The sequence below is a fragment of the Micromonospora sp. NPDC000207 genome, from assembly GCF_040300925.1.
Taxonomy (GTDB): domain Bacteria; phylum Actinomycetota; class Actinomycetes; order Mycobacteriales; family Micromonosporaceae; genus Micromonospora.
This window is the reverse complement of sequence record NZ_JBEPEQ010000030.1, coordinates 17,054-41,091: the sequence shown is the minus strand read 5'-3', so window position 1 is coordinate 41,091 and position 24,038 is coordinate 17,054. Positions and strand designations below refer to the sequence as shown.

The 24,038-nt window shown below is 72.4% G+C and carries 24 protein-coding genes; 6 read left to right on the top strand and 18 right to left on the bottom strand.

Annotated elements, in window-relative coordinates:
- Window positions 1–125 precede the first annotated feature (125 nt).
- Entirely contained in the window at window positions 126–1,511 is a 1,386-nt protein-coding gene (locus ABT336_RS10185; RefSeq protein ID WP_350896200.1) for a KamA family radical SAM protein, read from the top strand.
- Window positions 1,512–1,681: 170 nt separating this feature from the next.
- Here ABT336_RS10185 and ABT336_RS10180 read toward each other — a convergent pair whose 3' ends face one another.
- Entirely contained in the window at window positions 1,682–1,876 is a 195-nt protein-coding gene (locus tag ABT336_RS10180; protein WP_350896199.1) for a CsbD family protein, read from the bottom strand.
- Between the two features lie 208 nt (window positions 1,877–2,084).
- On the opposite strand from ABT336_RS10180, the gene ABT336_RS10175 reads away from it, so the two are divergent.
- Window positions 2,085–2,675, top strand: a complete 591-nt coding sequence (locus ABT336_RS10175; protein WP_350896198.1) for a histidine phosphatase family protein — start codon at window positions 2,085–2,087, stop codon at window positions 2,673–2,675.
- On the opposite strand, the gene ABT336_RS10170 is transcribed toward ABT336_RS10175, so the two are convergent.
- Window positions 2,626–3,126: an Lrp/AsnC family transcriptional regulator gene (locus tag ABT336_RS10170; protein ID WP_350896196.1), complete on the bottom strand. Its 501-nt coding sequence runs from the start codon at window positions 3,124–3,126 to the stop codon at window positions 2,626–2,628. The two genes, ABT336_RS10175 and ABT336_RS10170, sit on opposite strands and share 50 nt — an antisense overlap.
- 100 nt (window positions 3,127–3,226) lie before the next feature.
- Window positions 3,227–4,369, bottom strand: a complete 1,143-nt coding sequence (locus ABT336_RS10165) for an acyl-CoA dehydrogenase family protein (RefSeq protein ID WP_350896195.1) — start codon at window positions 4,367–4,369, stop codon at window positions 3,227–3,229.
- A 108-nt stretch (window positions 4,370–4,477) separates the two neighbouring features.
- On the opposite strand from ABT336_RS10165, the gene ABT336_RS10160 reads away from it, so the two are divergent.
- Window positions 4,478–5,398 (top strand): 5'-3' exonuclease, encoded by a 921-nt coding sequence (locus ABT336_RS10160; protein ID WP_350896194.1) that lies wholly within the window; start codon window positions 4,478–4,480, stop codon window positions 5,396–5,398.
- A 43-nt stretch (window positions 5,399–5,441) separates the two neighbouring features.
- Here ABT336_RS10160 and ABT336_RS10155 read toward each other — a convergent pair whose 3' ends face one another.
- Window positions 5,442–6,338 carry an MHYT domain-containing protein gene (locus tag ABT336_RS10155; RefSeq protein WP_350896193.1) on the bottom strand — a complete coding sequence of 299 codons (897 nt, stop codon included), beginning with the start codon at window positions 6,336–6,338 and terminating at the stop codon, window positions 5,442–5,444.
- 216 nt (window positions 6,339–6,554) lie between these two features.
- The gene (locus ABT336_RS10150) at window positions 6,555–9,326 is read right to left on the bottom strand and encodes a DEAD/DEAH box helicase (RefSeq protein ID WP_350896192.1); all 2,772 of its coding nucleotides are present in this window, start codon (window positions 9,324–9,326) and stop codon (window positions 6,555–6,557) included.
- A gap of 77 nt (window positions 9,327–9,403) precedes the next feature.
- Here ABT336_RS10150 and ABT336_RS10145 point away from each other — a divergent pair, with 77 nt between their 5' ends.
- Entirely contained in the window at window positions 9,404–10,171 is a 768-nt protein-coding gene (locus ABT336_RS10145) for an HAD family hydrolase (protein ID WP_350896191.1), read from the top strand.
- 69 nt (window positions 10,172–10,240) lie between these two features.
- Entirely contained in the window at window positions 10,241–10,972 is a 732-nt protein-coding gene (locus ABT336_RS10140) for a TetR/AcrR family transcriptional regulator (protein WP_350896190.1), read from the top strand.
- A gap of 16 nt (window positions 10,973–10,988) precedes the next feature.
- Here ABT336_RS10140 and ABT336_RS10135 read toward each other — a convergent pair whose 3' ends face one another.
- The 7 genes from ABT336_RS10135 to ABT336_RS10105 form a co-directional block, all read right to left on the bottom strand.
- Entirely contained in the window at window positions 10,989–11,912 is a 924-nt protein-coding gene (locus tag ABT336_RS10135) for a diacylglycerol kinase family protein (protein WP_350896189.1), read from the bottom strand.
- Window positions 11,913–11,958: 46 nt separating this feature from the next.
- A complete protein-coding gene (locus tag ABT336_RS10130; protein ID WP_350896188.1) occupies window positions 11,959–13,083 on the bottom strand; it encodes a baeRF2 domain-containing protein in 1,125 nt (374 codons plus the stop codon).
- 126 nt (window positions 13,084–13,209) lie between these two features.
- Window positions 13,210–14,178: a twin-arginine translocase subunit TatC gene (tatC, locus tag ABT336_RS10125; RefSeq protein WP_350896187.1), complete on the bottom strand. Its 969-nt coding sequence runs from the start codon at window positions 14,176–14,178 to the stop codon at window positions 13,210–13,212.
- Between the two features lie 15 nt (window positions 14,179–14,193).
- The gene (tatA, locus tag ABT336_RS10120) at window positions 14,194–14,523 is read right to left on the bottom strand and encodes a Sec-independent protein translocase subunit TatA (protein ID WP_350896186.1); all 330 of its coding nucleotides are present in this window, start codon (window positions 14,521–14,523) and stop codon (window positions 14,194–14,196) included.
- 196 nt (window positions 14,524–14,719) lie between these two features.
- Window positions 14,720–14,962, bottom strand: a complete 243-nt coding sequence (locus ABT336_RS10115; protein ID WP_502891147.1) for a hypothetical protein — start codon at window positions 14,960–14,962, stop codon at window positions 14,720–14,722.
- Window positions 14,963–15,023: 61 nt separating this feature from the next.
- The gene (locus ABT336_RS10110; RefSeq protein ID WP_350896184.1) at window positions 15,024–16,016 is read right to left on the bottom strand and encodes a helix-turn-helix transcriptional regulator; all 993 of its coding nucleotides are present in this window, start codon (window positions 16,014–16,016) and stop codon (window positions 15,024–15,026) included.
- The gene (locus ABT336_RS10105) at window positions 16,013–17,011 is read right to left on the bottom strand and encodes a helix-turn-helix transcriptional regulator (RefSeq protein ID WP_350896183.1); all 999 of its coding nucleotides are present in this window, start codon (window positions 17,009–17,011) and stop codon (window positions 16,013–16,015) included. Before ABT336_RS10105 ends, ABT336_RS10110 begins: the two co-directional genes overlap by 4 nt.
- A 235-nt stretch (window positions 17,012–17,246) precedes the next feature.
- On the opposite strand from ABT336_RS10105, the gene ABT336_RS10100 reads away from it, so the two are divergent.
- Complete coding sequence (locus tag ABT336_RS10100) at window positions 17,247–18,332, top strand: DUF3866 family protein (RefSeq protein ID WP_350896182.1); 1,086 nt, start codon at window positions 17,247–17,249, stop codon at window positions 18,330–18,332.
- Between the two features lie 162 nt (window positions 18,333–18,494).
- Here ABT336_RS10100 and ABT336_RS10095 read toward each other — a convergent pair whose 3' ends face one another.
- From ABT336_RS10095 to dop, 6 genes are all read right to left on the bottom strand, one after another.
- Window positions 18,495–18,689, bottom strand: coding sequence for a hypothetical protein (locus ABT336_RS10095; protein WP_350896181.1), 195 nt, complete (start codon window positions 18,687–18,689; stop codon window positions 18,495–18,497).
- Window positions 18,690–18,750: 61 nt separating this feature from the next.
- Window positions 18,751–20,109, bottom strand: coding sequence for a Pup--protein ligase (pafA, locus tag ABT336_RS10090; protein WP_350896180.1), 1,359 nt, complete (start codon window positions 20,107–20,109; stop codon window positions 18,751–18,753).
- Window positions 20,110–20,294: 185 nt separating this feature from the next.
- Complete coding sequence (prcA, locus tag ABT336_RS10085; RefSeq protein ID WP_350896179.1) at window positions 20,295–21,119, bottom strand: proteasome subunit alpha; 825 nt, start codon at window positions 21,117–21,119, stop codon at window positions 20,295–20,297.
- 61 nt (window positions 21,120–21,180) lie between these two features.
- Window positions 21,181–22,020, bottom strand: a complete 840-nt coding sequence (prcB, locus tag ABT336_RS10080; protein WP_350896178.1) for a proteasome subunit beta — start codon at window positions 22,018–22,020, stop codon at window positions 21,181–21,183.
- Window positions 22,021–22,143: 123 nt separating this feature from the next.
- A complete protein-coding gene (locus ABT336_RS10075; protein ID WP_350896177.1) occupies window positions 22,144–22,356 on the bottom strand; it encodes a ubiquitin-like protein Pup in 213 nt (70 codons plus the stop codon).
- A 102-nt stretch (window positions 22,357–22,458) separates the two neighbouring features.
- On the bottom strand, window positions 22,459–23,976 hold the full coding sequence (gene dop, locus ABT336_RS10070; protein ID WP_350896176.1) for a depupylase/deamidase Dop: 1,518 nt from the start codon (window positions 23,974–23,976) through the stop codon (window positions 22,459–22,461).
- Window positions 23,977–24,038: the final 62 nt, after the last annotated feature.

The following is a 24,038-nucleotide window of genomic DNA, read 5'->3' as shown; positions in this document are numbered from 1 at the left end:
CTCCCCTGTTGCCGACGAACTGCCGCCCCGCGCTCGCGCAACGGGAAAACTTACGGCAGAATAATTCCAACGCCGAATAATTTCCAGTAGCCTACGGGCCCAGCCACGAGATCCGAGGAGGGGCCGTGACCCGGACACACCCCACCGAGACCATCCCCGGCCCCCGCGCCACCGCCCAACCCTACGAATACCGACGCACCCCGCTGATCGAACCGGACTGGACCCGCTTCCCCGGCTGGCGCGACGTCACCCGCGAGCAGTGGGAGTCCGCCCAGTGGCAACGGGTCAACTGCGTCCGCAACACCAAACAGCTCCGCACCGTCCTCGCAGACCTCGTCGACGACGCCTTCTACGCCGACGTCGACGCCGACCAACGCCGCCTGGCCACCATGTCCATGCTGGTGACACCACAAATGATCAACACGATGGTGCCCTTCGCCCCGGTCGACACCGACGCCCTCCGCGCCGACCCGGTACGCCGCTACATGATCCCGGTCGCCTCCGACCGACGCACCGACTGGCCGTCACACCCGTACGCCAGCCGCGACTCCCTGCACGAGCACGACATGTGGGTGGCCGAAGGGCTGACCCACCGCTACCCCACGAAGGTCCTCGCCGAACTCCTCTCCACCTGCCCGCAGTACTGCGGGCACTGCACCCGGATGGACCTCGTCGGCAACTCCACCCCCGCCGTCGACAAACTGAAGCTCACCCTCAAGCCCGTCGACCGCTACGACGCCCACATCGACTACCTCAAGGCGCACCCCGGCGTCCGGGACGTGGTCGTCTCCGGCGGAGACGTGGCGAACGTGCCCTGGCGCAACCTCGAGTCGTACCTCATGCGCCTGCTCGGGATCGAGACCGTCCGGGACGTCCGGCTGGCCACCAAGGCGCTGATGGGACTTCCCCAGCACTGGCTCCAGCCCGACGTCGTCGAGGGACTGGAACGGGTCGCCCGGACGGCGGCGCGGCGCGGAGTCAACCTGGCCATCCACACCCACGTCAACCACGCCCAGTCGCTCACCCCGCTGGTCGCCCGGGCCGCCCAGACCGCCCTCGACGTCGGCGTCCGCGACGTCCGCAACCAGGGCGTCCTGCTCCGTGGGGTCAACGCCACCGGCCGGGACCTGCTCGACCTCTGCTTCGCGCTCCAGGGCGAGGCGGGGATCCTGCCGTACTACTTCTACCTGTGCGACATGATCCCGCACGCCGAACACTGGCGGGTCCCCGTCGGGTACGCCCAGCAGCTGCAACACGACATCATGGGCTACCTGCCCGGATACGCCACCCCGAGGATCGTCTGCGACGTCCCCTTCGTCGGCAAACGGTGGGTGCACATGCTCACCGACTACGACCGGGAACGTGGGATCTCCTACTGGACCAAGAACTACCGCACCTCCATCGAGTCCGACGACCTGGTCGCCCTGGAGAAGCGGTACGCCTACTACGACCCGATCGACACCCTGCCCGAGGCGGGCCGACGGTGGTGGCAGCAGCACCGCGACAACTGACCTGATCCTCGAACAAAGCCCTTCGGCGTAGCCGGAGGGCTTTGAGGTTTTTCTGGGTGACCCGGAGGGTCACACCCCCTAGGCCTTCCTAGGACACTAGGGGATGGGAGGTGTGCGGGACGGCAGCGGGGCCCGGAGGATGTCCTCCGGGCCCCGCTGGTGCGCTCGGGTCAGCTCTTGAAGGCGTCCCGGACGTTGCGGCCGGCGTCCTTGACGTGCTCGCCCGCCTGCTTGGCCCGGGCCTCGCTCTGCTGGGCGGCACCCTCGGCCTGCATGCCCTCGTTGTCGGTCGCCTTGCCGATCCGCTCCTTGGCGGCGCCCGTCAGCTCCTCCGCCTTGTTCTTCGCCTTGTCGGTGAAGCTCATGTCGCCTCCTACGGTCCGCCCGCATCGGGGATCAGATGTCGATGCACCACAGGTTCCCCGGCGGGGGGTCACCGGAAACCTGCCGTTCGTCCCCCGGGCGGTGCGAGGGTGGCCACGCCCACGGGGGACGGTGCGGACAAGCACAGGTCGTCCCGCGTCCTAGGAGACTGGATCGATTCCCGTCCCGGGGGCTGGTTAGCCTGGGCCCATGGGGCAGATCCTGTTGATCCGGCACGGGGAGACCGCCTGGAGCGCCACCCGCCGGCACACCTCGTACACCGACCTGGACCTGACCGAGGAGGGCCGACGGCAGGCCCGCGCCCTGCGGACCCTGCTCGCCGGACGCCCCTTCGCCGCCGTGCTGGCGAGCCCCCGCCGACGGGCGCTGCACACCGCCGACCTGGCCGGACTGACGGTCGACGAGGTCGACGAGGACCTCACCGAGTGGAACTACGGCGCGTACGAGGGTCGCACCACCGCCGACATCCGCGAGGAACGCCCCGACTGGGACCTCTGGACCGACGGATGTCCCGGCGGAGAGTCACCCGCACAGGTCGGCCGTCGCCTGGACCAGGTCCTCACCCGGGCCGTCGGTCACCTGGGTCGTGGCGACGTCGCGCTGGTGGCACACGCCCACAGCCTGCGGGTGGCCGGTGCCCGGTGGATCGGCCTGTCACCCCGGGAGGGCTGTCGGCTCCGGCTGGACACCGCCACCGTGAGCGTCCTCGGCCACGAACACGGCCGGCAGGTCATCCTGCGCTGGAACCACCCTCCACCGGACGGGGACGCGACCTGGTGACCGGTCCCCCGGTGATCCGGGGCGGGCGCCCCTCGTACGGGGTGGAGAGCACCACAGTGGTCCGGGTGGTCACGTTCGCCTTGGTACGGATCTCCTGCAGCACCCGCTCCAGGTCCACGGGGCTTGCCACCCGGACCAACAGGAGATAGAAGTCGTCCCCGGCCACCGAGTAGCACGAGTCGATCTCCGGCAGGTGGGCCAGCCGTTCCGGGGCGTCGTCGGGTTGGGAGGGGTCGAAGGGCCGGATCGCCACGAACGCCGTCAACGGCAGGTCCATGGCCTCGAACGAGACCCGGGCGGCGTACCCCTTGATCACCCCACGCTGCTCCAGCCGACGGACCCGCTGGTGCACCGCGGACACCGACAGCCCCACCCGTTCGGCCAGGTCGGTGTAGGACAGGCGGCCGTCGGCGGTCAGCGCGGTGACGATGGCGCGGTCGATCTCCTCCACGGCGTGCAACCTACCCGCAAAAGCGCTCCCACGCGACGGCCCGGGGCACCGACGGTGCCGGTGGGTGACCGGGGGCACCGTCGGCAGTCGCGGAGTGCTGTCAGTCCCGGGCCAGGGAACGGGCGATGACCAGGCGCTGGATCTGGTTGGTGCCCTCCACGATCTGGAGCACCTTGGCCTCCCGCATGTACCGCTCGACGGGGTGGTCGAGGACGTACCCGGCGCCGCCGAGCACCTGTACCGCGTCGGTGGTCACCCGCATCGCCACGTCGGTGGCGAAGAGCTTCGCCTTGGCCGCCTCGATCGAGTACGGGCGACCGGCGTCGCGCAGCCGGGCGGCTGACAACAGCAGGGCCCGGGCGGCGGAGATCTGGGTGGCGTGGTCGGCGAGGGTGAACCCCAGCCCCTGGAAGTCGATGATCGCCCTCCCGAACTGCTGTCGCTGCCGGGCGTAGCCGACGGCGTAGTCGAGGGCCGCCTGGGCGAGGCCGACGGCGCAGGCGGCGATGCCGAGCCGACCGGCGTCCAGGGCGGACATCGCGATGGTGAACCCGCTCCCCGCTCCACCGATCAGCCGGTCGGCGGGGACCCGGGCGGCGTCGAAGACCACCTGGGCCACCGGTGACGAGCGCAGGCCCATGGTCCTCTCGGCGGTCTGCGGGTACAGACCGTCGGTGGCCCGGTCGACGAGCAGGCAGGAGATCCCCTTGGGACCGGGCCCGCCGGTCCGGCAGAAGACGTTGTAGAAGTCGGCGACCCGGGCGTGGGTGATCCACGCCTTGGTGCCGGTGACGGTGTAGGTGTCGCCGTCCTGGACGGCCCGGGTGGTCAGGGCGGCGGCGTCGGACCCGCCCTGCGGCTCGGAGAGGCAGTACGCCCCGAGCAGTTCCCCGTCGAGCATGTCCGGCAGGAGTTTGCGCTGTTCGTCGGTGCCGAACCGGGCGAGCGGATAGCACGAGAGGGTGTGCACGCTGACCGCCTCGGCCACCGCGAGCCACCGGCCGGCCAGGATCTCCAGCACCTGGAGGTAGACCTCGTAGGGCTGGGCTGCGCCGCCGTGCTCCTGCGGGTACGGCAGACCGAGCAGGCCGGCGCGGCCCAGGGTCCGCAGCACCTCGCGGGGGAACTCGGCCCGCTCCTCGTACTGCGCGGCCCGGGGGGCGAGTTCCCGGTCGGCGAGTTCGGTGGTGAGGTCGAGCAGGTCGTGGGCTTCGTCGGTGGGCAGGATCCGGTCGACAGTCACCGCACGAGCTTAACGGCCGTTCGGGTGCCGGCCCACCCCCCGGGTACGCAGTCTGACGGGCCGTGCGCCGTGTCCGGCGGTGTCGGCGGGTTGTGCGAGGCTGACGGTGTGGCAGACCGACCCCTGTTGCTCGTCGACGCGCCGAGCCTGTACTTCCGCGCCTACTTCGGGATCCCCGAGTCGGCGGCCCGCACCGCCGACGGCCAGCCGGTCAACGCGGTACGCGGGTTCCTCGACATGCTCGCCCAGCTCGTCCGTACCCGCCGACCCGACCGGATGGTCTGCGCGTTCGACTACGACTGGCGACCCCGATGGCGGGTGGACCTGCTGCCCTCGTACAAGGCGCACCGGGTCGCCGAAGCCGGCGGTGAGGTGGTCCCGGACACGCTGAGCCCCCAGGTGCCGATGGTGACGGAGGTGCTCACCGCACTGGGGATCTGCGCCGTCGGGGCGGACGGTTACGAGGCCGACGACGTCCTGGGCACCCTGGCCACCACGCAACCGTCGCCGGTGGAGGTGGTCTCCGGGGACCGGGACCTGTTCCAGCTCGTCGACGACGCCCGGCGGGTGCGGCTGCTCTACGTGGGTCGTGGGGTGGCCAAGCTCGACGACTGCGACGACGCGGCGGTCCGTGCCCGGTACGGGGTGCCTGCGGCGGCGTACGCGGACTTCGCGGCGCTGCGCGGGGATCCCAGCGACGGCCTGCCCGGGGTGTCCGGGGTCGGCGAGAAGACCGCGGCCCGGCTGCTCGACAGATACGGCGACCTGGACGGGATCCTCGCCGCGCTCGACGACGCCGGGTCCGGATTCGCTCCGGGGCTGCGCGCCAAGCTCGTCGCCGCCCGGGGCTACCTGGCGGTGGCACCGACGGTGGTCCGGGTGGCCCGGGACGTGCCCCTGCCGGAGCTGGCCACCGCGCTGCCGGCGGAGCCGGCCGATCCGGATCGGCTGATGGAGCTGGCGCAGCTGTGGAATCTGGCCGGGTCGTGTCGCCGGCTGGTGGACGCGCTCACCGACGCCGCCCGGTGACCCCGGTGCGACCCCGGCACCGGTTGCCGGGGTCGCACCGGGGTCAGCTCTGCGGCGGGGGCGGGTTGCGGCGGGACGGGAACTGGGCGCCCGGGCGGGCCAGGCTGGACCGGTGGCGGAGCCCGACCGGGTCCGGTGCGGCCTGGGGCGGCTGGGCGGCTGCCTCCCGGGCCTGCGCCGAGCGGGCGTCCAGGTAAGCCGCGGCGGCCCGGTCCTCCTCGGTGGGCGCGGCGATCAGCGCGTACACCAGGCCGATCACCACGAAGATGACGGCGAGGACGATCGGGGCGAGCAGGGTGCTGACCGTGGTGCCGCTGACCTCGCCGGTACGCGGGTGCAGGTGCACCGACAGGGCGCTCATCCCGGTGAAGTGCATCCCGTTGACCGCCACCCCCATCACCAGCGCGGAGCCGAAGATGGCCAGCGGGCGCCGGACGGTCATCGCGAGCCAGAGCGCCGCCGTGGCGGCCACCACCGCGATCACCACCGACATGACCACCCGGGTGGTGTCGTAGCCGAAGGTGCCGTTGAGCTGCATGGCCGCCATGCCGGTGTAGTGCATCGCGGCGACCCCGGCGCCGGCGAAGAGCCCGCCGACGAGGACCTTCGGCACGGTCAGCCGGCCGGAGCCGACGATCAGCAGGCCGATCCCGACGGCGACGACGGCGATCACGGTGCTCGCCAGGGTGATCGGGATGTCGTACCGGATCCGGGTGCCGGGTACGGCGAACCCGAGCATCGCCATGAAGTGCATGGACCAGATGGCGGTGCCGCCGAGGGCCCATGCGCTCAGCAGGCCCCACCAGAGGCGTTCCCGGCTGGTGCGGGCGGTGCGGATGCGTCCCGCGCAGACGAGGCCCAGCACCGACCCCAACACCGACAGCGCGTAGCTGAGCGCCGGTGTGATCCACCCGTATTCGAAATGACTGATCTCCGCCACGACGGCCCTTTCCCACAATGACGGCACGTGTTTGCCGGCCGCGCGCACATATGATCGCCGCCGCCCCGACCAGGCACAACAGCACCCCCTCGGTTATCCGGGGGGTGCTGTTGTGGTGACGCAACGATGCGTCGATTCTGCGGTGGGCGGGGGTCAAGGACTTACTTATGGGGATGTGCCGGAAAAGCGTCGGGGCGAAATGTCGGTGCCGGTGCCTCAGGTGGCGGCGTGGTAGGCCAGGACCCCCCGGTTGACGGCCGCGATCGCCTGCCGGGCGGTGGCCCGCAACTGCGTCGAGGCGCCGCCGGAGTCGGAAATCTGACCGAGGAGGTCGACGACCTGCCGGGCCCAGCGGACGAAGTCCCCGGCGGGCATCTCGCCGTCGACCTGGTGGCCGCTGGCCAGTACCTTCGCCAGCGTCTCGCCTCGGGCCCACCGGTAGATCGGCCAGGCGAACCCCAGGTCGGGTTCGCGGGTCACGGCCAGCCCCCGTCCCGCCTCGTCGGCCTCGATGCCGCTCCACAGCTTGAGCGTCTCGTCCACGGCGTCGGCGACGCCGCCGCGTGGCAGCGACGCCCGCTCGTCGGTGTCGCGGCGGGCCTCGAAGACCACCACCGAGACGGCCGAGGCAAGCTCCGCGGGGGACAGTCCGTCCCACACCCCGGACCGGAGGCACTCGGCGACCAGCAGGTCCGCCTCGCTCCAGATCCGCCCCAGCATCCGTCCCGCGTCGGTGACCGTCCCGTCTGCGGTGAGGTACCCCCGCCCGGTCAGCAGGGCGACGATCAGGTCGAAGGTGCGGGCCAGCGAACCGGTCCGCCCGGCGACGCGCTGGCGCAGCTCGTCGGTGTCCCGTTCGAGGCGACGTCGGCGTTCCGCCCAGCGGGCGTGCTCCTCCCGGTCCGGGCAGGCGTGGCAGGGGTGTCGGCGCAGCTCGCCACGGAGCTGGGTGAGCCGGTGGTCCTCGCCGTTGCCCCGGCCCCGGCTGCGGCGGCTGCCCCGCCGGTCCAGACCGGTGGCGCTGATCTGCGCGGCGAGGTCGCGTCGGGCGGCCGGGAGGCGGTGGTTGAAGTGCTTGGGAACCCGGATCCGGGCGAGGACCTCGGCGGGGGTGGTGAAGTCGGCGGGGGTGACCCGTCCGGCCCACCGGTCCTGGGTGAGCACCAGCGGTCGCGGCTCACCGAAGCCCCCGGTGGCCGGGTCGAGGACCACTGCCAGGCCGGCCCGGCGTCCCGAGGGGACCCGGATCACGTCACCGACGCGCAGCCGTTCCAGGGCGGTGACCGCCTGGGCCCGGCGCTGGTGCTGTCCCTCCCGGGCCAGGGCCCGCTCCCGGTCACCGATGGCCACCCGGAGGGCGAAGTACTCGTCGAAGTTCCCGTGGTGGCACTCGGCTTCGACGCCGTACGCCTCGACGGTCTCGGCGTTGCGCTGCACCTGCCGGGCCAGGCCGACCACCGACCGGTCGGCCTGGAACTGGGCGAACGACGACTCCAGCAGCGCCCGGGCCGGCTGCGCCCCGACGCTGCCGACCAGGTTCACCGCCATGTTGTACGACGGCCGGAAGCTGGAGCGCAGCGGATAGGTCCGGGTGGAGGCGAGGCCTGCCACGTGCCGGGGGTCGGTCTCCGGGGACCACACCACCACCGCGTGTCCCTCGACGTCGATGCCGCGCCGCCCGGCCCGCCCGGTGAGCTGCGTGTACTCCCCCGGGGTCAGGTCGACGTGGGCCTCCCCGTTGTACTTGACCAGCCGTTCGAGTACGACGCAGCGGGCCGGCATGTTGATGCCCAGGGCCAGGGTCTCGGTGGCGAAGACCGCCTTGACGAGGCCCCGGACGAAGAGCTCCTCGACGATCTCCTTGAAGGCGGGCAGCATGCCGGCGTGGTGGGCGGCCAGGCCGCGTTCCAGGCCGTCGAGCCACTGCCAGTAGCCGAGCACCGTCAGGTCCTCGCCGGGGATGGCGGTGATCCGGGACTCGACGACCTGGCGGATCTCGGTGCGTTCCTCCGGGGACGTCAGGCGCAGCCCGGCGGCGAGGCACTGCTGCACGGCGGCGTCGCACCCGGCCCGGCTGAAGATGAACAGGATCGCCGGGAGCAGCCCCTCCCGGTCGAGGCGGTCGACGATGTCCGGGCGCAGCGGGCCCTTCCAGCGGGGGCCGCGCCGGCCCCAGCCTGCCCCCCGCCCGTCGGCGACCTCCAGTCGACGCAGCGTGTCGCGGGTGTAGCGGAGCAGTTCGGGGTGGACGTCGTGTTTGCGGGCCGCGTCGGCGTCGTGGAACAGGTCGAACATCCGCTTGCCGACGAGCATGTGCTGCCACAGGGGCACCGGGCGGTGCTCGCTGACCACCACGGTGGTCTCACCGCGTACGGTGACCAGCCAGTCGGCGAACTCCTCGGCGTTGGAGACGGTGGCCGACAGGGAGACCAGGGTGACCGACTCGGGCAGGTGGATGATCACCTCTTCCCAGACCCCGCCGCGGAACCGGTCGGCGAGGTAGTGCACCTCGTCCATCACCACGTACGCCAGGCCGTCCAGGGTGCTCGACGCGGCGTAGAGCATGTTGCGCAGCACCTCGGTGGTCATCACCACCACCGGAGCGTCGCCGTTGACGGCGTTGTCCCCGGTGAGGAGGCCGACCTGGTCGGCACCGTAGCGCTCCACCAGGTCGTGGTACTTCTGGTTGGACAACGCCTTGATCGGGGTGGTGTAGAAGCACTTGCGCCGTTGCCCGGCGGTCGCCTCCGCCGGGGCAGGCCCCGACAGCGCCAGGTGGACGGCGAACTCACCGACCACCGTCTTGCCCGCCCCGGTCGGGGCGCAGACCAGCACCCCGCTGCCCCGTTCCAGGGCCTGGCAGGCCTCCCGCTGGAAGTCGTCGAGGTCGAACCCCACCCCCAGGGCGAACTCGTGCAACGCCGGAAACTCGTTGGCCTGCGCGGCGCGACGGCGCGCGGCGGCGTACCGCTCGGCGGGGCTCGACATGGCACCAAGATTAGTGCGTCCCGTCTCCGGCGGCCCCTCAAGGCCGTCCGGCGGACCCCACGAAGGGGGTCGGTAGGGTGCACGGCGTGTCGGATCATGCCGAACCACCCTCGTCCCGCGCCACCGAGCCGTACCGTCGCCCCGTCGCGGCGGTGCTCTTCGACTTCCACGGCACCCTCGCCCAGGTGGAGGAGGCGCACGAGTGGGTGCTGGCCGCCGCACGGGAGTGCGGGGCGACCCTGGACCGGATCAAGGCCACCTCGCTGGCGGATCGGTTGGTGACGGCCGGACGTGCGGGCGGTCCCCTGCCCGCCCGGGTGCCGCCCCGACTGGCCGAACTCTGGGCCGACCGGGACCTCTACGAGCACGCGCACCGGGCCGCGTACACCGGGTTGGCCGAGACCGTCGACGCCGGGATCGAGGGGTTCGCCGAGGCGCTCTACGACCGGGTCCTGCGCCCCGACGGGTGGGTGCCGTATCCGGAGACCCGGCCGGTCCTGGCCGCGTTGCGGGAGGCCGGGGTGCGGGTCGGGGTGGTCAGCAACATCGGGTTCGACGTCCGCCCCCTGTTCGCCGCCTGGGACCTCGACGGCCTCGTCGACGCGTACGCGCTCTCCTACGAGGTGGGGCGCTGCAAGCCCGACCCGGGGATCTTCCTGCGCGCCTGCGGGATGCTCGGGGTGGACCCGGAGGAGACGGTGATGGTCGGGGACACCCCTGCCGACGCGGGGGCGGTGGCGGCCGGATGTGCGGTGCTGGTGCTGCCGGCCGTCGGGCCGGGCCGACGCAGCGGGCTCGGCGCAGTGCTCGACCTGGCCGTTCGCCCGCCGACGGCGGAGGGTTAGCGGCGCTAGCGTCCCCCTGTGAGCGGTGTTGGCCAGCACTGCTTTCATGATCGCGTTATCGTCGCTGTCATGATCAGCGCCGCTCCGTCACGGGACCGCATCGTCCGGGCCGCAGCCGCCCTGCTCGTCGAGGGTGGACGGGCTGCGGTCACCACCCGGGCGGTGGGGCGGGCCGCCGGTGCGCAGGCCCCGACCATCTACCGGCACTTCGGCGACATGCGGGGCCTGCTCGACGCGGCGGCCAGCTACCGGTTCGCCGAGTACCTGCACGCCGAGGCCGCCGACGGCCCCGCCGGGGACCCGGTGGACGACCTCCGCCGGGGGTGGGACGTCCAGGTCGGATTCGGGGTGGCGGAGCCGGCCTGCCACGCCCTGATGTACGGCGACCCCGACCCCGGGCGAACCTCCACCGCCGCCCGGGTGGCCGCCGACATCCTGCACCAGCTGGTGCAGCGGGTCGCCGAGGCGGGACGGCTGCGCACCGCCGTGACCGGGGCGACAGCCGTCCTGCACGCCGCCGCCTGCGGGATCACCCTGGCACTGATCCGCACCCCGCCGGTCGACCGGGACCACGGGCTGTCCACCCGTACCCGGGAGGCGCTGCTCGCCACCCTGGTCACCGACTCCGTCGCCGCCCGCGCGCTGGCCACCCGAGGGGCCGACCCGGCCCGACACGCCGTCGCCCTGCGCGCCGCGCTGCCCGGTCTCACCCCGCAGCGCTTCACCCCGGCCGAGGCCGGCCTGCTCACCGAGTGGCTCGACCGGCTCACCCACCCCGCCGACCCGCCCGCGTCCCCGTGACCGCCGCACCGCCCCCTCAGCACAGCAGGCGCAGGGCACCCGGGACGGCGGTCACCGTGACGGGCAGGTCGAGGGCGCGTTCCCCGTCGACGTAGGTGGTGATCCCCTCGGCGGCCAGCTCCACCGTCCGGGCCCGGTAGGTGTGCACCAGCTGATGCTCCACATGGGTGCCCCGGTACAGGCGCGGCTTGACCCGCAGCAGGGTCCTCCTGTCGAACCGGCCGCCGACGACGACGTCGAGCAGCCCGTCGGTCAGGTCGGCGTGCGGGCAGATCCGCATGCCGCCGCCGTAGGAGGTGCCGTTGCCCACCGCCACCAGCACCGCCTCCACCCGCTGTTGCACCCCGTCCAGGCGCAGTGTGTAGCGGCGGGGCCGGAGTCGGGCCAGCTCCGCGAGGATCGCCAGGTCGTACCGGCGGGGTCCGCTGGGGAACCGCATCCGGTTGGCCCGTTCGCTGACGATCGCGTCGAATCCGGCGGCGAGCACCGTCGCGAACCACCGACCCGCGCCGTCGGGGCACGTCATCCGGGCCAGGTCCACCGGCCGGGTCCGCCCGGCACGCAGCGCCGCGACGACAGCGTCCGCCGCCGCCCGGGGATCGGCCGGCACCCCCAGATCGGCGGCGAGGTCGTTGCCGGTCCCCGCCGGCACCATCCCGAAGGGCACCCCGGCTCCGGCGACCGCCTGCACCGCGCGGTGCACGGTGCCGTCCCCGCCGACAGCCACCACGGCACCGGCCCCGGCCGTGACGGCGGCCCGGCACTCGGCCTCGGCCGCCTCGGCGGTCCGGGCGGTGAGCACCCGCACCGGGCGGTCCACGGCACCCAACCGACGCACCAGGTCGGGTAACAGGTCACGATGTCGGCCCCGGCCGGCCGACGGGTTGAGCAGGACGGCCACCGGGGCGTCGGCGCGGGACAGTCGGTCGGCGTCGGTCACGGCCAGCACCGTACCGCCGACCGACCGTCCACGGGGGGGCCGGTGATCAGGCGGTGGGCGTACTCGCGTCGGCGTAGCGCAACACCGCGCCGATGTCGTCACGCAGCGGCACCTGCTCCCGGTCGACCAGGACCAGCTGGGTTCCGGTGCCGACCACTGCCCGCAGCAGCGCCGCGTCCGCGCGTACCTCGACCGGGTCCTGGACACCGGCGGCGCGCAGCTCGGCCGCCTCCACCGCCAGGGCCATCGGGTCGTCAGGGGCCACCCAGAGCCGCTCGGTCGAGTCGGGAACGTCGGCCATCAGCACGGTGTCGGCCTGCCCCCGGCGCAACACGTCCACCACCGCCGACAGGCCGGCGCTGGCCCCGTCGTCGGCGCGCTGCGCCCGGAACCTGTCGACCACAGCCCGGGTGTACCGTTCGGCGACCTCGGTGACGGCGGTGTCGGTCACCTCGTCGAGCCCCGCCGGGTCCGCCCCCGGACCCCGGGAACCCAGGTCGGTCCGGACGGTCCGCTCCTGCCAGCGGACCGGGAGCTGCTCGACCACCTGCTGGGCCGCCCGGACGTCACCACCGACCACGATCGCCTCGGCGTCGACGGTCTCGGCCAGGTCGGCCGCCGCTGCGGCGACGTCACCGGCGTTACGCCGCCACGACTCCTGCGCTGCCTGCTGGAAACGGCTGTGCGACCAGCCACCGGCGTTGACCTTGCGCAGCGGCCACTGTTCGCCGCCGTCGACGGTCTGCTCCCGGGGGGTCCCGCCGACGCACCGCCCGGACAGGTCGGCTCCGGTCCGGTCGGCGAGCACCTGGACGTAGGGCACCTGCCGGCCCCGCTGGGCGACCAGCGGCATGGCGTGGGGCAGCGGCCCGTACGCGGCCACGTCGACAGGGGGCGGCGCGGCCAACGGCTCGACGAGCACCACCTCACCGTCACGGGCGAACATCGCCAGTCCGTGCCGCCCGGCCAGGAAGGGAGGTTGCCGCAGCGTGGTGTCGAGCGCGTCCAGGGTGGCCTGGTCGGCCCCCTCGGCGGTCAACTGCTCACGTAGGGCCCGCCAGCGCAGGTCGACCTCGTGACCGGCGTTCTCACCGGTCCGGCTGGCGTCGAGGTAAACCGAGGCCCAGGGGCCCGGCTCGGCGAACAGGGGACGGAGGAAAGCAAGCTCCATGACACACCTTTCGTCGGGTCCGTGGATCACCTCCTACCCCGACAGGGGGCGATCATCACGGACCTGCCGAAAACCGCTACGACCCGCTCCGGTGTTCGCCGGCGGGTCGTAGCGGTACGCGGGCGGTCAGGTCACGTCGTCGTACCGGCGCTCGATCGACGTCGGTGGGGTGACCGGATCCGGTCGGGCGATCGACTCGGGCGCGGCGACCGGGGCCGAGGCCTCGACGCGCTGACCCGCCGCTACCGGCTCCCGGTCGACGTCCAGGGGCGAGGCCGCGTCGTCGTCGACACCGGCGTACATCTCCTTGCCGCGCCCCTTGCGTCGGTCGTTGAGGAACGCCACACCCACCGCGACGAAGTAGAGCAGGCACAGGCACAACGCCAACAGGATCATGCCGAACGGACCGGGGTCGGGGGTGGCCACCGCCGCGAAGGCGAAGCAGATGAACACCACGACCCGCCACCAGCTGAGCAGTCGGCGGGCGCTCACCACCCCGGTGAAGTTCAACATCAACAGGGTGAGGGGGAACTCGAAGGCCACCCCGAACAGCAGGATCATGTTGGTGACGAAGGAGATGTAACGGGTCACCTCCAGTTGGGAGTCGGTGCCTGTGACACCGGCCTCCAACAGGAACGCCAACCCCTTGTCGACAACGAAGTACGCCAGCAGCGACCCGGCGGCGAACAGCGGGGCCGCGATGGCCACGAAGACGTACGCCCACTTGCGTTCGTGGCGGTGCAGACCCGGGGCGATGAACGCCCACAGCTGGTAGAGCCAGACCGGCCCGCCGAGGATCAACCCGACCCAGAGGGCGATCTTGAGCTTGAGGACGAACCCGTCCGCCGGAGAGAGCATCAGGAAGTTCTGACACTCCCCGTCGACTGTCATCCCGGGGAGTCGGCAGTACGGCTGCGCCAGCAGGTCGAACACGTCCTGGGCCACGACGAACCCGGCGATCAGCCCGACCGCCACCGCCAGGGAGGCACGGAACAGGCGGGTGCGCAGCTCACGGATGTGCTCGATGAGGGTCATCGAGCCGTCGGAGGCCCGCTCGAAGGTGCTCGGGCCGCGCTTCTTCAGGGCGAAGGCCACGGTGAGGCCCTTCGGTCAGTTGTCGCGGGTGCGCTGCACCGGGTCGACGACCGGGGGCGCGTACGGCTGCTGCTGGGGGGCGGCGTACTGCTGCTGCTGCTGCGGATTCTGCGGGTGGAACGGCTGGCCCTGCGCGGGCGGCTGCTGCTGCAACGGCTGGTAGCCGGCCTGCGCGTCGGCCTTGTCGGCCAGGTTGTCGTCGTCACGCAGGCTCTTCGTCTCGGCCTTGATGATCCGCAGCGACCGGCCGAGCGACCGGGCCGCGTCCGGCAGCCGCTTCGCGCCGAAGAGAAGGATCAGCACAACCACGAGAACGGCGATGTGCCACGGCTTCAGGGCGTGCATCGGAAGCTCCAGTCGCTCTGTGTCTCCACCAGGGTGGCTCGGCGACCATCGTACGTGCGAAACGGGGCCGTGCCATCCGCCGGTCGGGGTGGTTCGTCCCGGCCGGTGAAGTCTCGACCACGGTGGGATCTCCCGTCAACCACCTGCACCGCCCGGTGGGCAGCGACGCCGACCCCGCCCGAGGGGGTGCCGACTGTCAGCCACCCCGCTTGGCGTTGATCACGGCGATGCGGCGCTGGGCGGTGACGACCTTGTCCTGGAGCACCTCGGCCCGCTGTTGGAGCGCCTCGGCCGACACACGCAGCGCCTCCGCCTCGGCCGCCCGTCCCTGCAGGGTCGTCGCCGCACGGCGCAACCCGTTCAACCGGAGCAGCACCGGACGGGCGACCAGGGCCAGCACGACCAACGCGAACAACACCACCGCGAGCACGATCCACATCACCACCGGGTCAGCCTACCGACCGACGGCGGTCGGCGCCCGGCAGGCCGGGGCCCGCGGTTCACCCGGCGGCGGGAGCGGGCAGGTCGGTGTACGCGTCGAGAGCCGCGACGGCCTGGGCGCGTACCTGCTCGACGAGCTCGTCGGGGGCTACCACCGTGACGTCCGACCCGAGGCCCAGCACGAACCGGCGGGCCCAGCCGAGGTCGGTGACGCGCATCGAGACCAGCCACCGGTCCCCGTCACCCCGCTCCACCCGCTCGCAGGGGTAGTACTCGGTGATCCACCGCCCGCCCCGACCCACCCGCAGGGTGATCAGCGGCAGGTCGGGGGCGGGGCGGAACACCCCGTCGGTGAGATCGGTGCGACGGGCCTGCGACGGGACGGCGGCCACCTCGTCGAGTTCGGTGAAGGCGTCGATCCGGTCGGCCCGGAACAGGCGTACCGCCTCGGCCCGACGGCACCACGCCTCCACGTAGGCCCGGCCCTCGACGGAGAGCATCCGCAGCGGGTCGATGACCCGTTCACTGGTCTCGTCCCGGGCGGCGGTGTAGTACGTGATGGTCAACGCCCGACCCCGCTGCACGGCGTCGCGCAGCTCACGGACCCGCTCGTTGTCACCGGCCAGCCGGACCGCCACCGGGGCGCCGGCCAGGTCACCGACCGCATTCTCGATCTTGGCGAGAGCGCGTTCCACAGCGTCCCGGTTGGCCACCCCGGGGGTCTCGGCGAGCATCCGCAACGCCACCACCAGGGCCAACGCCTCGTCGGGGGTCAACCGCAACGGCCGGTCGATGCCCGCGTCGTAGGTGATGGTGACCCGGTCACCGTCGAAGGCCATGTCGATGAGGTCACCGGGGCCGTAACCGGGCAGCCCGCACACCCAGAGCAGCTCCAGGTCCTCACGCAGCTGCCGCTCGGTGACGCCCAGGTCCCCGGCCGCCTCGGCGATCTCGATACCGGGCCGGGCCAGCAGGTAGGGCACCAGGTTCAGCAACCGGGCGAGCCGGTCGGCGGAGGCCCGGGAGCCACCCCGGGCGGACGGGCGGGTCACCGGACCCCTCCGGCGGGCGCCAACTCGGCGTGCCGGGCGACGATCTCCCGGAGCCGGTGCACGACAGCGTCGCGGACCTCGGGAGGGTCGAGCACCCGCACGTCCGGGCCGTACCCGACCAGCTGACCGGCGAGGGACTCCGGGTCGGCGTACGGCAGGACCAACCGGTCGCCCTCCGGGCCGCTGCCGGACTGCACCGCCCAGCGCCGCAGACCGGCGGCCCGTCCGGGGGCGACCAGCACCGTCGCCCGACCGGTCCGCTCCACCGGCCCCGACCAGCGGGCCACGTGACTGATCAGATCCACCCCGACGGGCGGCTGGTAGGCGTCCGCCTTCGCGGCAGTGCGGACCGCGCCGACCATCCGGGACAGCCGGAAACACCGGGTCGCGTCCCGGTCCAGGTCGTGTCCGACCACGTACCAGCGGCCCCGCCAGCAGACCACCCCCCACGGCTGCACCCGGCGGCGGGTCGGTGCGTCCCGGTCGGGCGCCCGGTAGTCGAAGCTCACCTCACGCCGGTCCCGGGCGGCGGTGGTCAACGGGGCGAACGCGGGGTCGACAGTCACCATCGGTTCCAGGCCGAGGGTGGCCTGCGGGTCCACGTCCACCCCGGCCGCGCGCAGCTTCGCCAACCCGGAGGAGGCGGCGGCGGAGAGCCCGGCGTGCTGCCACAGACGGGCGGCGATGCCGACGGCGGCGGCCTCACCCGGGTCCAGCGGGATGTCGGGCAGGGCGTACTCGCGGGGGGCGATCCGGTAGCCGGGCTCGGCGTCGAAGACGCTCGCCGTCCCGGTCTCCAGGGGTACGCCCAGCTCCCGCAGCTCGGCCTTGTCCCGCTCGAACTTGCGCTGGAAGGCCTCGTGGTCCTTCGGATCGTCGGGGTCGTGCTCGTATCCGGGCACTGTCGCGGCGATCTGCGCGGCGGTCAGGAACCGTCGCGTGGACAGCAGGCAGATCACCAGGTTGACCAGGCGTTCGGTGCGGCTCCGAGACACGGCCCAAACGCTAGCAGCCCACCCGCACCCCCCACACACCCCACCGCCCCCTCCCCACCCCCCTGCCGCCCCCCCTGCCCCCGCCCTGCCGCCCCCTGCCGCCGCCGTCCTGCTGCGTCGATCAAGGGGTTTGCGTCAGATCGGAGCACGTCTCTGACGCAAACCCCTTGATCAACTCTGGAAGGGTCCGCCCCGGGGCCGGTGTGGTGGGTGGGACCGGCTAGCGTGCCGGGCTATGGTGCGATGGCGGTCCGGTACGGTCACGACAGTCCGCCGGCAGTGGACCGGGGCGACGGAACTCGAGGTACGGCTGGCCGACGGGACCCCGATGCGGGCCCTGGCCTACCCCCACCTGGTGGGCCACCCCGAGCCCGGGGACCGGGTGCTGCTCAACGCCGCTGCACTGCTGATGGGGCTGGGCACCGGCGGGTACGCCCTGGTCGTCGCGCTGCCCGACCGACTGCCGGCCGACCCGCCGCAGGTGGTCGACTCCCGCGACGCCGGACACCTGGTCAAGGCCCGCTACACCCCGTTGCAGCCGATCCTGCTCGGGGTCGACGAGGAGGCCTCCCCGCACCGGGAGGTGCTGGCCGCCGCCGACAGCCTCGACGGGATGCCGGTGGTCACCGCCGACCTGCACTCGGCGCTGCCGGCCGTCCTCGCCGGCATCCGCGCCGACGCCCCCGACGCCCGGGTGGCGTACCTGCTCACCGACGGCGGGGCGCTGCCCGCCTGGTTCTCCCGCACCCTGGACGGACTCCGCGACCACCTCGTCGGCACTGTCAGCGTCGGGCAGGCGTTCGGCGGCGACCTGGAGGCCGCCACCCTGCACACCGGGCTGCTCGCCGCCCGACACGTGCTGCACGCCGACGTCGCGATCGTCGCCCAGGGGCCCGGCAACCTCGGCACCGGAACCCGGTGGGGATTCTCCGGCGTGGCCGTCGGGGAGGCGGTCAACGCCGTCGCCGTGCTCGGCGGCTGGGCCGTCGGCTCCCTGCGGATCTCCGACGCCGACCCGCGCCCCCGGCACCAGGGGGTGTCCCACCACAGCCTGACCGCGTACGGGCGGGTCGCCCTCGCCCCCGCCGACCTTGTCGTCCCCGAGGGGCTCGAACCGGCGCTGGCCGCGCAGGTCGACGCCGCGCTCGCCGGGCTGACCGACAGACACCATGTGGTACGCGTCCACACCGACGGGCTGGACGCCGCCCTGCGCGCCGTACCGGTGACCCTGTCCACCATGGGCCGGGGACTCGACGCCGACCACGCGTACTTTCTGGCCGCCGCTGCCGCCGGCCGCCACGCGGTGGGCCTGCTCGGCTGACCGGGACTGCCGACGGCGGCGCGGGCGCACACCGGGTAGGGCGGGACGGCGGCCGGCCCGGCGGCAACGGCAGGCGATCGGGGCCACGGCGAGGAGCCTGGGGCGACCACGACGGGGATCCGCCGGGCGGCTACCGCCGGGAGCCTGCGGCGGGCGGGCGGCTCAGACCAGGAAGACCAGTGCCAGCCACCCGCCGACCATCGCCGCCAGGGCGACCGCCAACACCCAGGTGGGGACCGTGTACTCACCACGGCGGTTACGGGCGATCTCGTCGCGGATCCGCTCCCGACGACGGTCCACCCAGTTGCGGGGCTCGACGTCGTCACCGGGGCGGTCCGGAGGCTCAACACTCGTCATGACCCGACCAGCGTACCGGTGGTCGGTACGACGTCCACCGGTACGCCCGCTCGTCGTCGGCTCACATGCTGGCGATCAGCCGCTCGACCCGCTCGTCGTACGCCCGGAACGGGTCCTTGCACAGGACGGTCCGCTGCGCCTGGTCGTTGAGCTTGAGGTGCACCCAGTCGACGGTGAAGTCCCGGCGCTTCTCCTGGGCGTGCCGGATGAACTCGCCCCGCAGCCGCGCCCGGGTCGTCTGCGGCGGGGTCTCCTTCGCCTCGAAGATCTCCGGGTCGGTGCTGACCCGGTCCACCTGACCGCGCCGCTCCAGCAGGCCGTACAGGCCCCGTCCCCGCCGCAGGTCGTGGTAGGCCAGGTCCATCTGGGCCACCCGGGGGTGCGACAGCGGCAGGTCGTGCTTGCGCTGGTACCGCTCGATCAGCTTCAGCTTGGAGACCCAGTCGATCTCCCGGGCCACCGGGTCCAGGTCGCCGGTCTCCACGGCGCGCAGCACCCGACCCCACAGCTCCACCACCCGCTTGGCGGTCTGGTCCCCGCCCCGCCGCTCGACGAACTCGGTCGCCTTGGCCAGGTACTCCTGCTGGATGTCCAGGGCGCTGACCTCCTTGCCGGAGGCCAGTCGCACCTTGCGTCGCCCGGTGATGTCGTGCGACACCTCCCGGATCGCCCGGATCGGGTTCTCCAGGGAGAGGTCCCGCATCACCACCCCCGCCTCGATCATCCGCAGCACGATGTCGGCGGTGCCCACCTTCAGCAGGGTGGTGACCTCGTTCATGTTGGAGTCGCCGACGATCACGTGCAGTCGCCGGTACCGTTCGGCGTCGGCGTGCGGCTCGTCGCGGGTGTTGATGATCGGCCGGCTGCGGGTGGTCGCCGAGGAGACCCCCTCCCAGATGTGCTCCGCCCGCTGGGAGAGGCAGTACACCGCTCCCCGGGGGGTCTGGAGCACCTTGCCCGCCCCACAGATCAACTGGCGGGTCACCAGGAACGGGATCAGCACGTCGGCCAGCCGACCGAACTCGCCGTGCCGGGACACCAGGTAGTTCTCGTGGCAGCCGTACGAGTTGCCGGCCGAGTCGGTGTTGTTCTTGAACAGGTAGATCTCGCCCGCGATGCCCTCGTCGTGCAGCCGCTTCTCCGCGTCGACGAGCAGGCCCTCCAGGATCCGCTCACCGGCCCGGTCGTGGGTCACCAGGTCCACCACCGAGTCGCACTCCGGGGTCGCGTACTCCGGGTGCGACCCCACGTCCAGGTACAGCCGGGCCCCGTTACGCAGGAACACATTGCTCGACCGGCCCCACGAGACCACCCGCCGGAACAGGTACCGGGCGACCTCGTCGGGCGACAGCCGACGCTGCCCCCGGTAGGTGCAGGTGACGCCGTACTCGGTCTCGAGGCCGAAGATTCGCCGCTCCATGATGTGACACTAGCCGCCCGAGGCCCCGGATGGGCACTGCTCGCCCCCGGGGAAACCGCCCACACCGCCCGGACGACACCCCGAACGGGCGGCGTCGGCCCCGTCGACCGTCCACTTCGCCGCGACCGTCGGCGACGGCGACGGGCCGGAGGGGATCCCCTCCGGCCCGTCGTTCCCGCGACCTGCTACTTCTGCGGCGTCTCGCCGTCCTGCCCCTCCAGGTCGGCGGAGCCCGCCGACGAGGTCGGCTTCCCCGCCTCCTGAGTCGGCGTCGGCGGCGTGTCCGCCTTGCTCGACACCGTCGGCTCCGCGTCGCCGTCGAGCAGGGCGGTCAGCGCCGCCCCGGTGACCCGGCGGAAGGTCCGTCCCACCCGGCGTCGGTCCAGCACCGCCACCTCGAGCTGTTCGGCGGCGATGGTCCGGGCCGCGCCCTGCTCGCCCCCGACGCTGCTCAACGCCTGCACCGCCACCTTGACCGCCTCGCCGAGGGACATCTCCGGGCGGTGGTGGGACTTCAGCACCCCGGTGATCGCCTCGGCCTGACCGCCCATCGCCATCCGGCCCGGCTCGTCGTTGACCGACCCGTCGTAGGTGAGCCGGTAGAGCTCGTCGTCGGCGGCGCTGGCCCCGACCTGCGCCACGCAGATCTCCACCTCGAACGGCTTGGACTGCTCGGTGAAGATCGTGCCGAGGATCTGGGCGAAGGCGTTGGCCAGGGCGCGGCCCGTCACGTCCCGCCGGTCGTAGGCCAGGCCGTTGAGGTCGGCGGTACGGACCCCGAAGCGGCGCAGGTTCTCGAACTCGTTGTACCGGCCGACGGCGGCGAAGCCGATCCGGTCGTAGATCTCACTGACCTTGTGCAGGGCGCTGGAGAGGTTCTCCGCGACGAAGAGCACCCCGTCGTCGTAGCTCAGGACCACAGCGCTGCGGCCCCGGGCGATGCCCTTGCGGGCCAGCTCGGAGCGGTCGCGCATGATCTGCTCGGGCGAGGCGTAGAACTGCATGGCCACGGCGGCGGTTCTCCTTCAGGGCACGTGGGTGACGACTGGTTGCGGTGGACGGCGGCGGGCGTCAGCCGCCCGGGTTCTCCCGGCGGGCGGTGACCACGCTCTCGGCCAGCGCGGAGATCTCCTCCTCACCGAGGCGGTGGGTGCCCCCGGCCGTCGCGGTCATCACCACCGGGTAGATCCGGCGGATCAGGTCCGGCCCGCCGGTGGCCGTGTCGTCGTCGGCGGCGTCGTAGAGCGCGTCCACTGCCAGCCGGACTGCCTCGTCGACGGTGACGCCCGGCCGGTACCGCTTCTTCAGCGCCGACTTGGCGAAGATCGATCCGGAGCCGACCGCGTCGAAGCCGTACTCCTCGTAGGGGCCGCCGGTGACGTCGAAGCTGAAGATCCGGCCCGCCCGGGTCGGGTCGGTCGCGGCGAGGTCGTAGCCGGCGAAGAGCGGCACCACGGCGAGGCCCTGCATCGCCGCGCCCAGGTTGCCCCGGATCATCGCGGCCAGGCGGTTGGCCTTTCCGTCGAGGGAGAGCATCGCGCCCTCGATCTTTTCGTAGTGCTCCAGCTCCACCTGGAACAGTCGCATCATCTCCAGCCCGATCGCCGCCGAACCGGCGATACCGACCAGGGAGTACGCGTCGGCCGGGTGGACCTTCACCATGGTCCGCTGGGCGATCATGTTGCCCATGGTGGCCCGCCGGTCACCGGCCAGCACCACCCCGTCCGAGGCGGCGATGGCCACGATGGTGGTGGCGTGCGGCGACAGCTCGGCGGCCGTCCCGGGCGGTAGCGGCCGCCGTCCGGGCAGCATCTCGGGGGCGACCCGGCTCAGGAAGGTCGTGAAGGAGGACGTCCCCGAGTCGGTGAACGCAACTGGTAGACGCCCGGATGGATCGAAAGCCGCTGCCACGTGGTTCCTCTCAGGTACGTGATCGCCCCGGCCGGCCGCGCAGATCTGTCACGGCCCGGCCAGGACCACCGTTGCAGATGAAGCAGACTATCCCGCGCACCCGCCCGGCGCGATCATCGAGTCTCACTCGCCGCCTTTTTGGACGTAACCCCGCACGAACTCCTCGGCGTTCTCCTCCAGGACGGAGTCGATCTCGTCGAGGAGGTCGTCGACGTCCTCGGTGATCTCGGCGTGCCGCTCGGCGACCTCCGGGTTCGCCTCGGTGGTGACGTCCTCGATCTCCTCGGTCTCCCGGGACCGGCCCGACTGGGACTGCCCGCCGTCACGAGTGGCCATCTGGTGCCTCCTGCATGGTCGCTGTCACCTGCACGGTCTCCTGCGATGAACTTACCTCGCGGGAGCCGGTTGAAGACCCCCGCGAACGCCGCCGACGGGCCCTCAGCCGCCCGACAGCGACTCCAACAGGTCCTTGGCGCTCTCGCACCTGTCGAACAGCGCACCGACGTGCTGACGGGTGCCGCGCTCGGGCTCCATCATCGGAACCCGCACCAGCGACTCCCGCCCCACGTCGAAGATGACCGAGTCCCAGCTCGCGGCGACCACCTCGGAGGCGTACTGGCCCAGGCACCGGCCGCGGAAGTAGGCCCTGGTGTCCTCCGGGGGCTCGGTCATCGCGGTCCGGGTCAGCTCGGCGTCCAGCAGCGTCCTCATCGAACCGCGCTGCACCAGCCGGTGGTAGAGCCCCTTCTCCGGCCGGACGTCGGAGTACTGCAGGTCGACCAGTTGCAGCTTGTGCGAACCCCAGGAGAGGTTCTCCCGCTCCCGGTAGCCCTCCAGCAGACGCAGCTTCGCCACCCAGTCCAGCTCGTCGGCGCAGAGCATCACGTCGCGGCCGAGCCGGTCCAGGACCGCCTCCCAGCGGGCCAGGACGTCGAGGGTCTGCTCGTCGGCGTCCGCGCCGTACCGCTCGTCCACGAAGGAACGGACCCGCTCGTAGTACGCCCACTGCACGTCCAACGCTGTCAGTCGACGACCGTCGCGCATCCGCATCCGGTGGGTCAGCGACGGGTCGTGGCTGACCGCCCGCAACTCGCCCACCGGATCGGCGATGCCCAGGTCCGGGGTGAGGGCCTTCTCCTCGATCATGGTGAGGATCAGCGCGGTGGTGCCGAGCTTGAGGTACGTGGAGATCTCCGACAGGTTCGCGTCGCCGATGATGACGTGCAGGCGTCGGTACTTGTCGGCGTCGGCGTGCGGCTCGTCCCGGGTGTTGATGATGGGGCGCTTGAGGGTGGTCTCCAGCCCCACCTCCACCTCGAAGAAGTCGGCCCGCTGGGAGATCTGGAAACCGCTCTGCCCGCCGTCCTGACCGATGCCCACCCGCCCGGCACCGGCCACGATCTGCCGGGTGACGAAGAACGGCGTCAGGTACGCGACGATGTCGGCGAACGGCGTCTGGCGGCGCATCAGGTAGTTCTCGTGGGCACCGTAGCTGGCACCCTTGTTGTCGGTGTTGTTCTTGTAGAGGTGGATCGGTTGGGTGCCCGGGATGGTGGCGGCCCGCCGGGCGGCCTCGGCCATCACCCGCTCCCCCGCCTTGTCCCACCGGACCAGGTCGAGGGGGTTGGTCACCTCGGGCGTGGAGTACTCGGGGTGGGCGTGGTCGACGTAGAGCCGCGCACCGTTGGTGAGGATGACGTTGGCCAGCCCGAGGTCCTCGTCGGCGAGCGCCTCCGCCGGGTCGTACACGGCGCCCGAGTAGGTGAAGCCCCGGGCGTCGCGCAGCGGCGACTCCTCCTCGTAGTCCCAGCGGGCCCGGCCGCCACGGTTGAGTTCCGGGCGCGCCCCGTAGGCGTTGACCACCTGCGAGGAGGTGACCATCGGGTTGGCACCGACCTGACCGGGCACGGAGATGCCGTACTCGACCTCGGTGCCCATGATCCGTCTCACGCTCATCGAAATACCCGTTCCGCTCGCCCGACCGGTCCCCCGTCATGTCGAGCGTAGTCCGCGCGGGA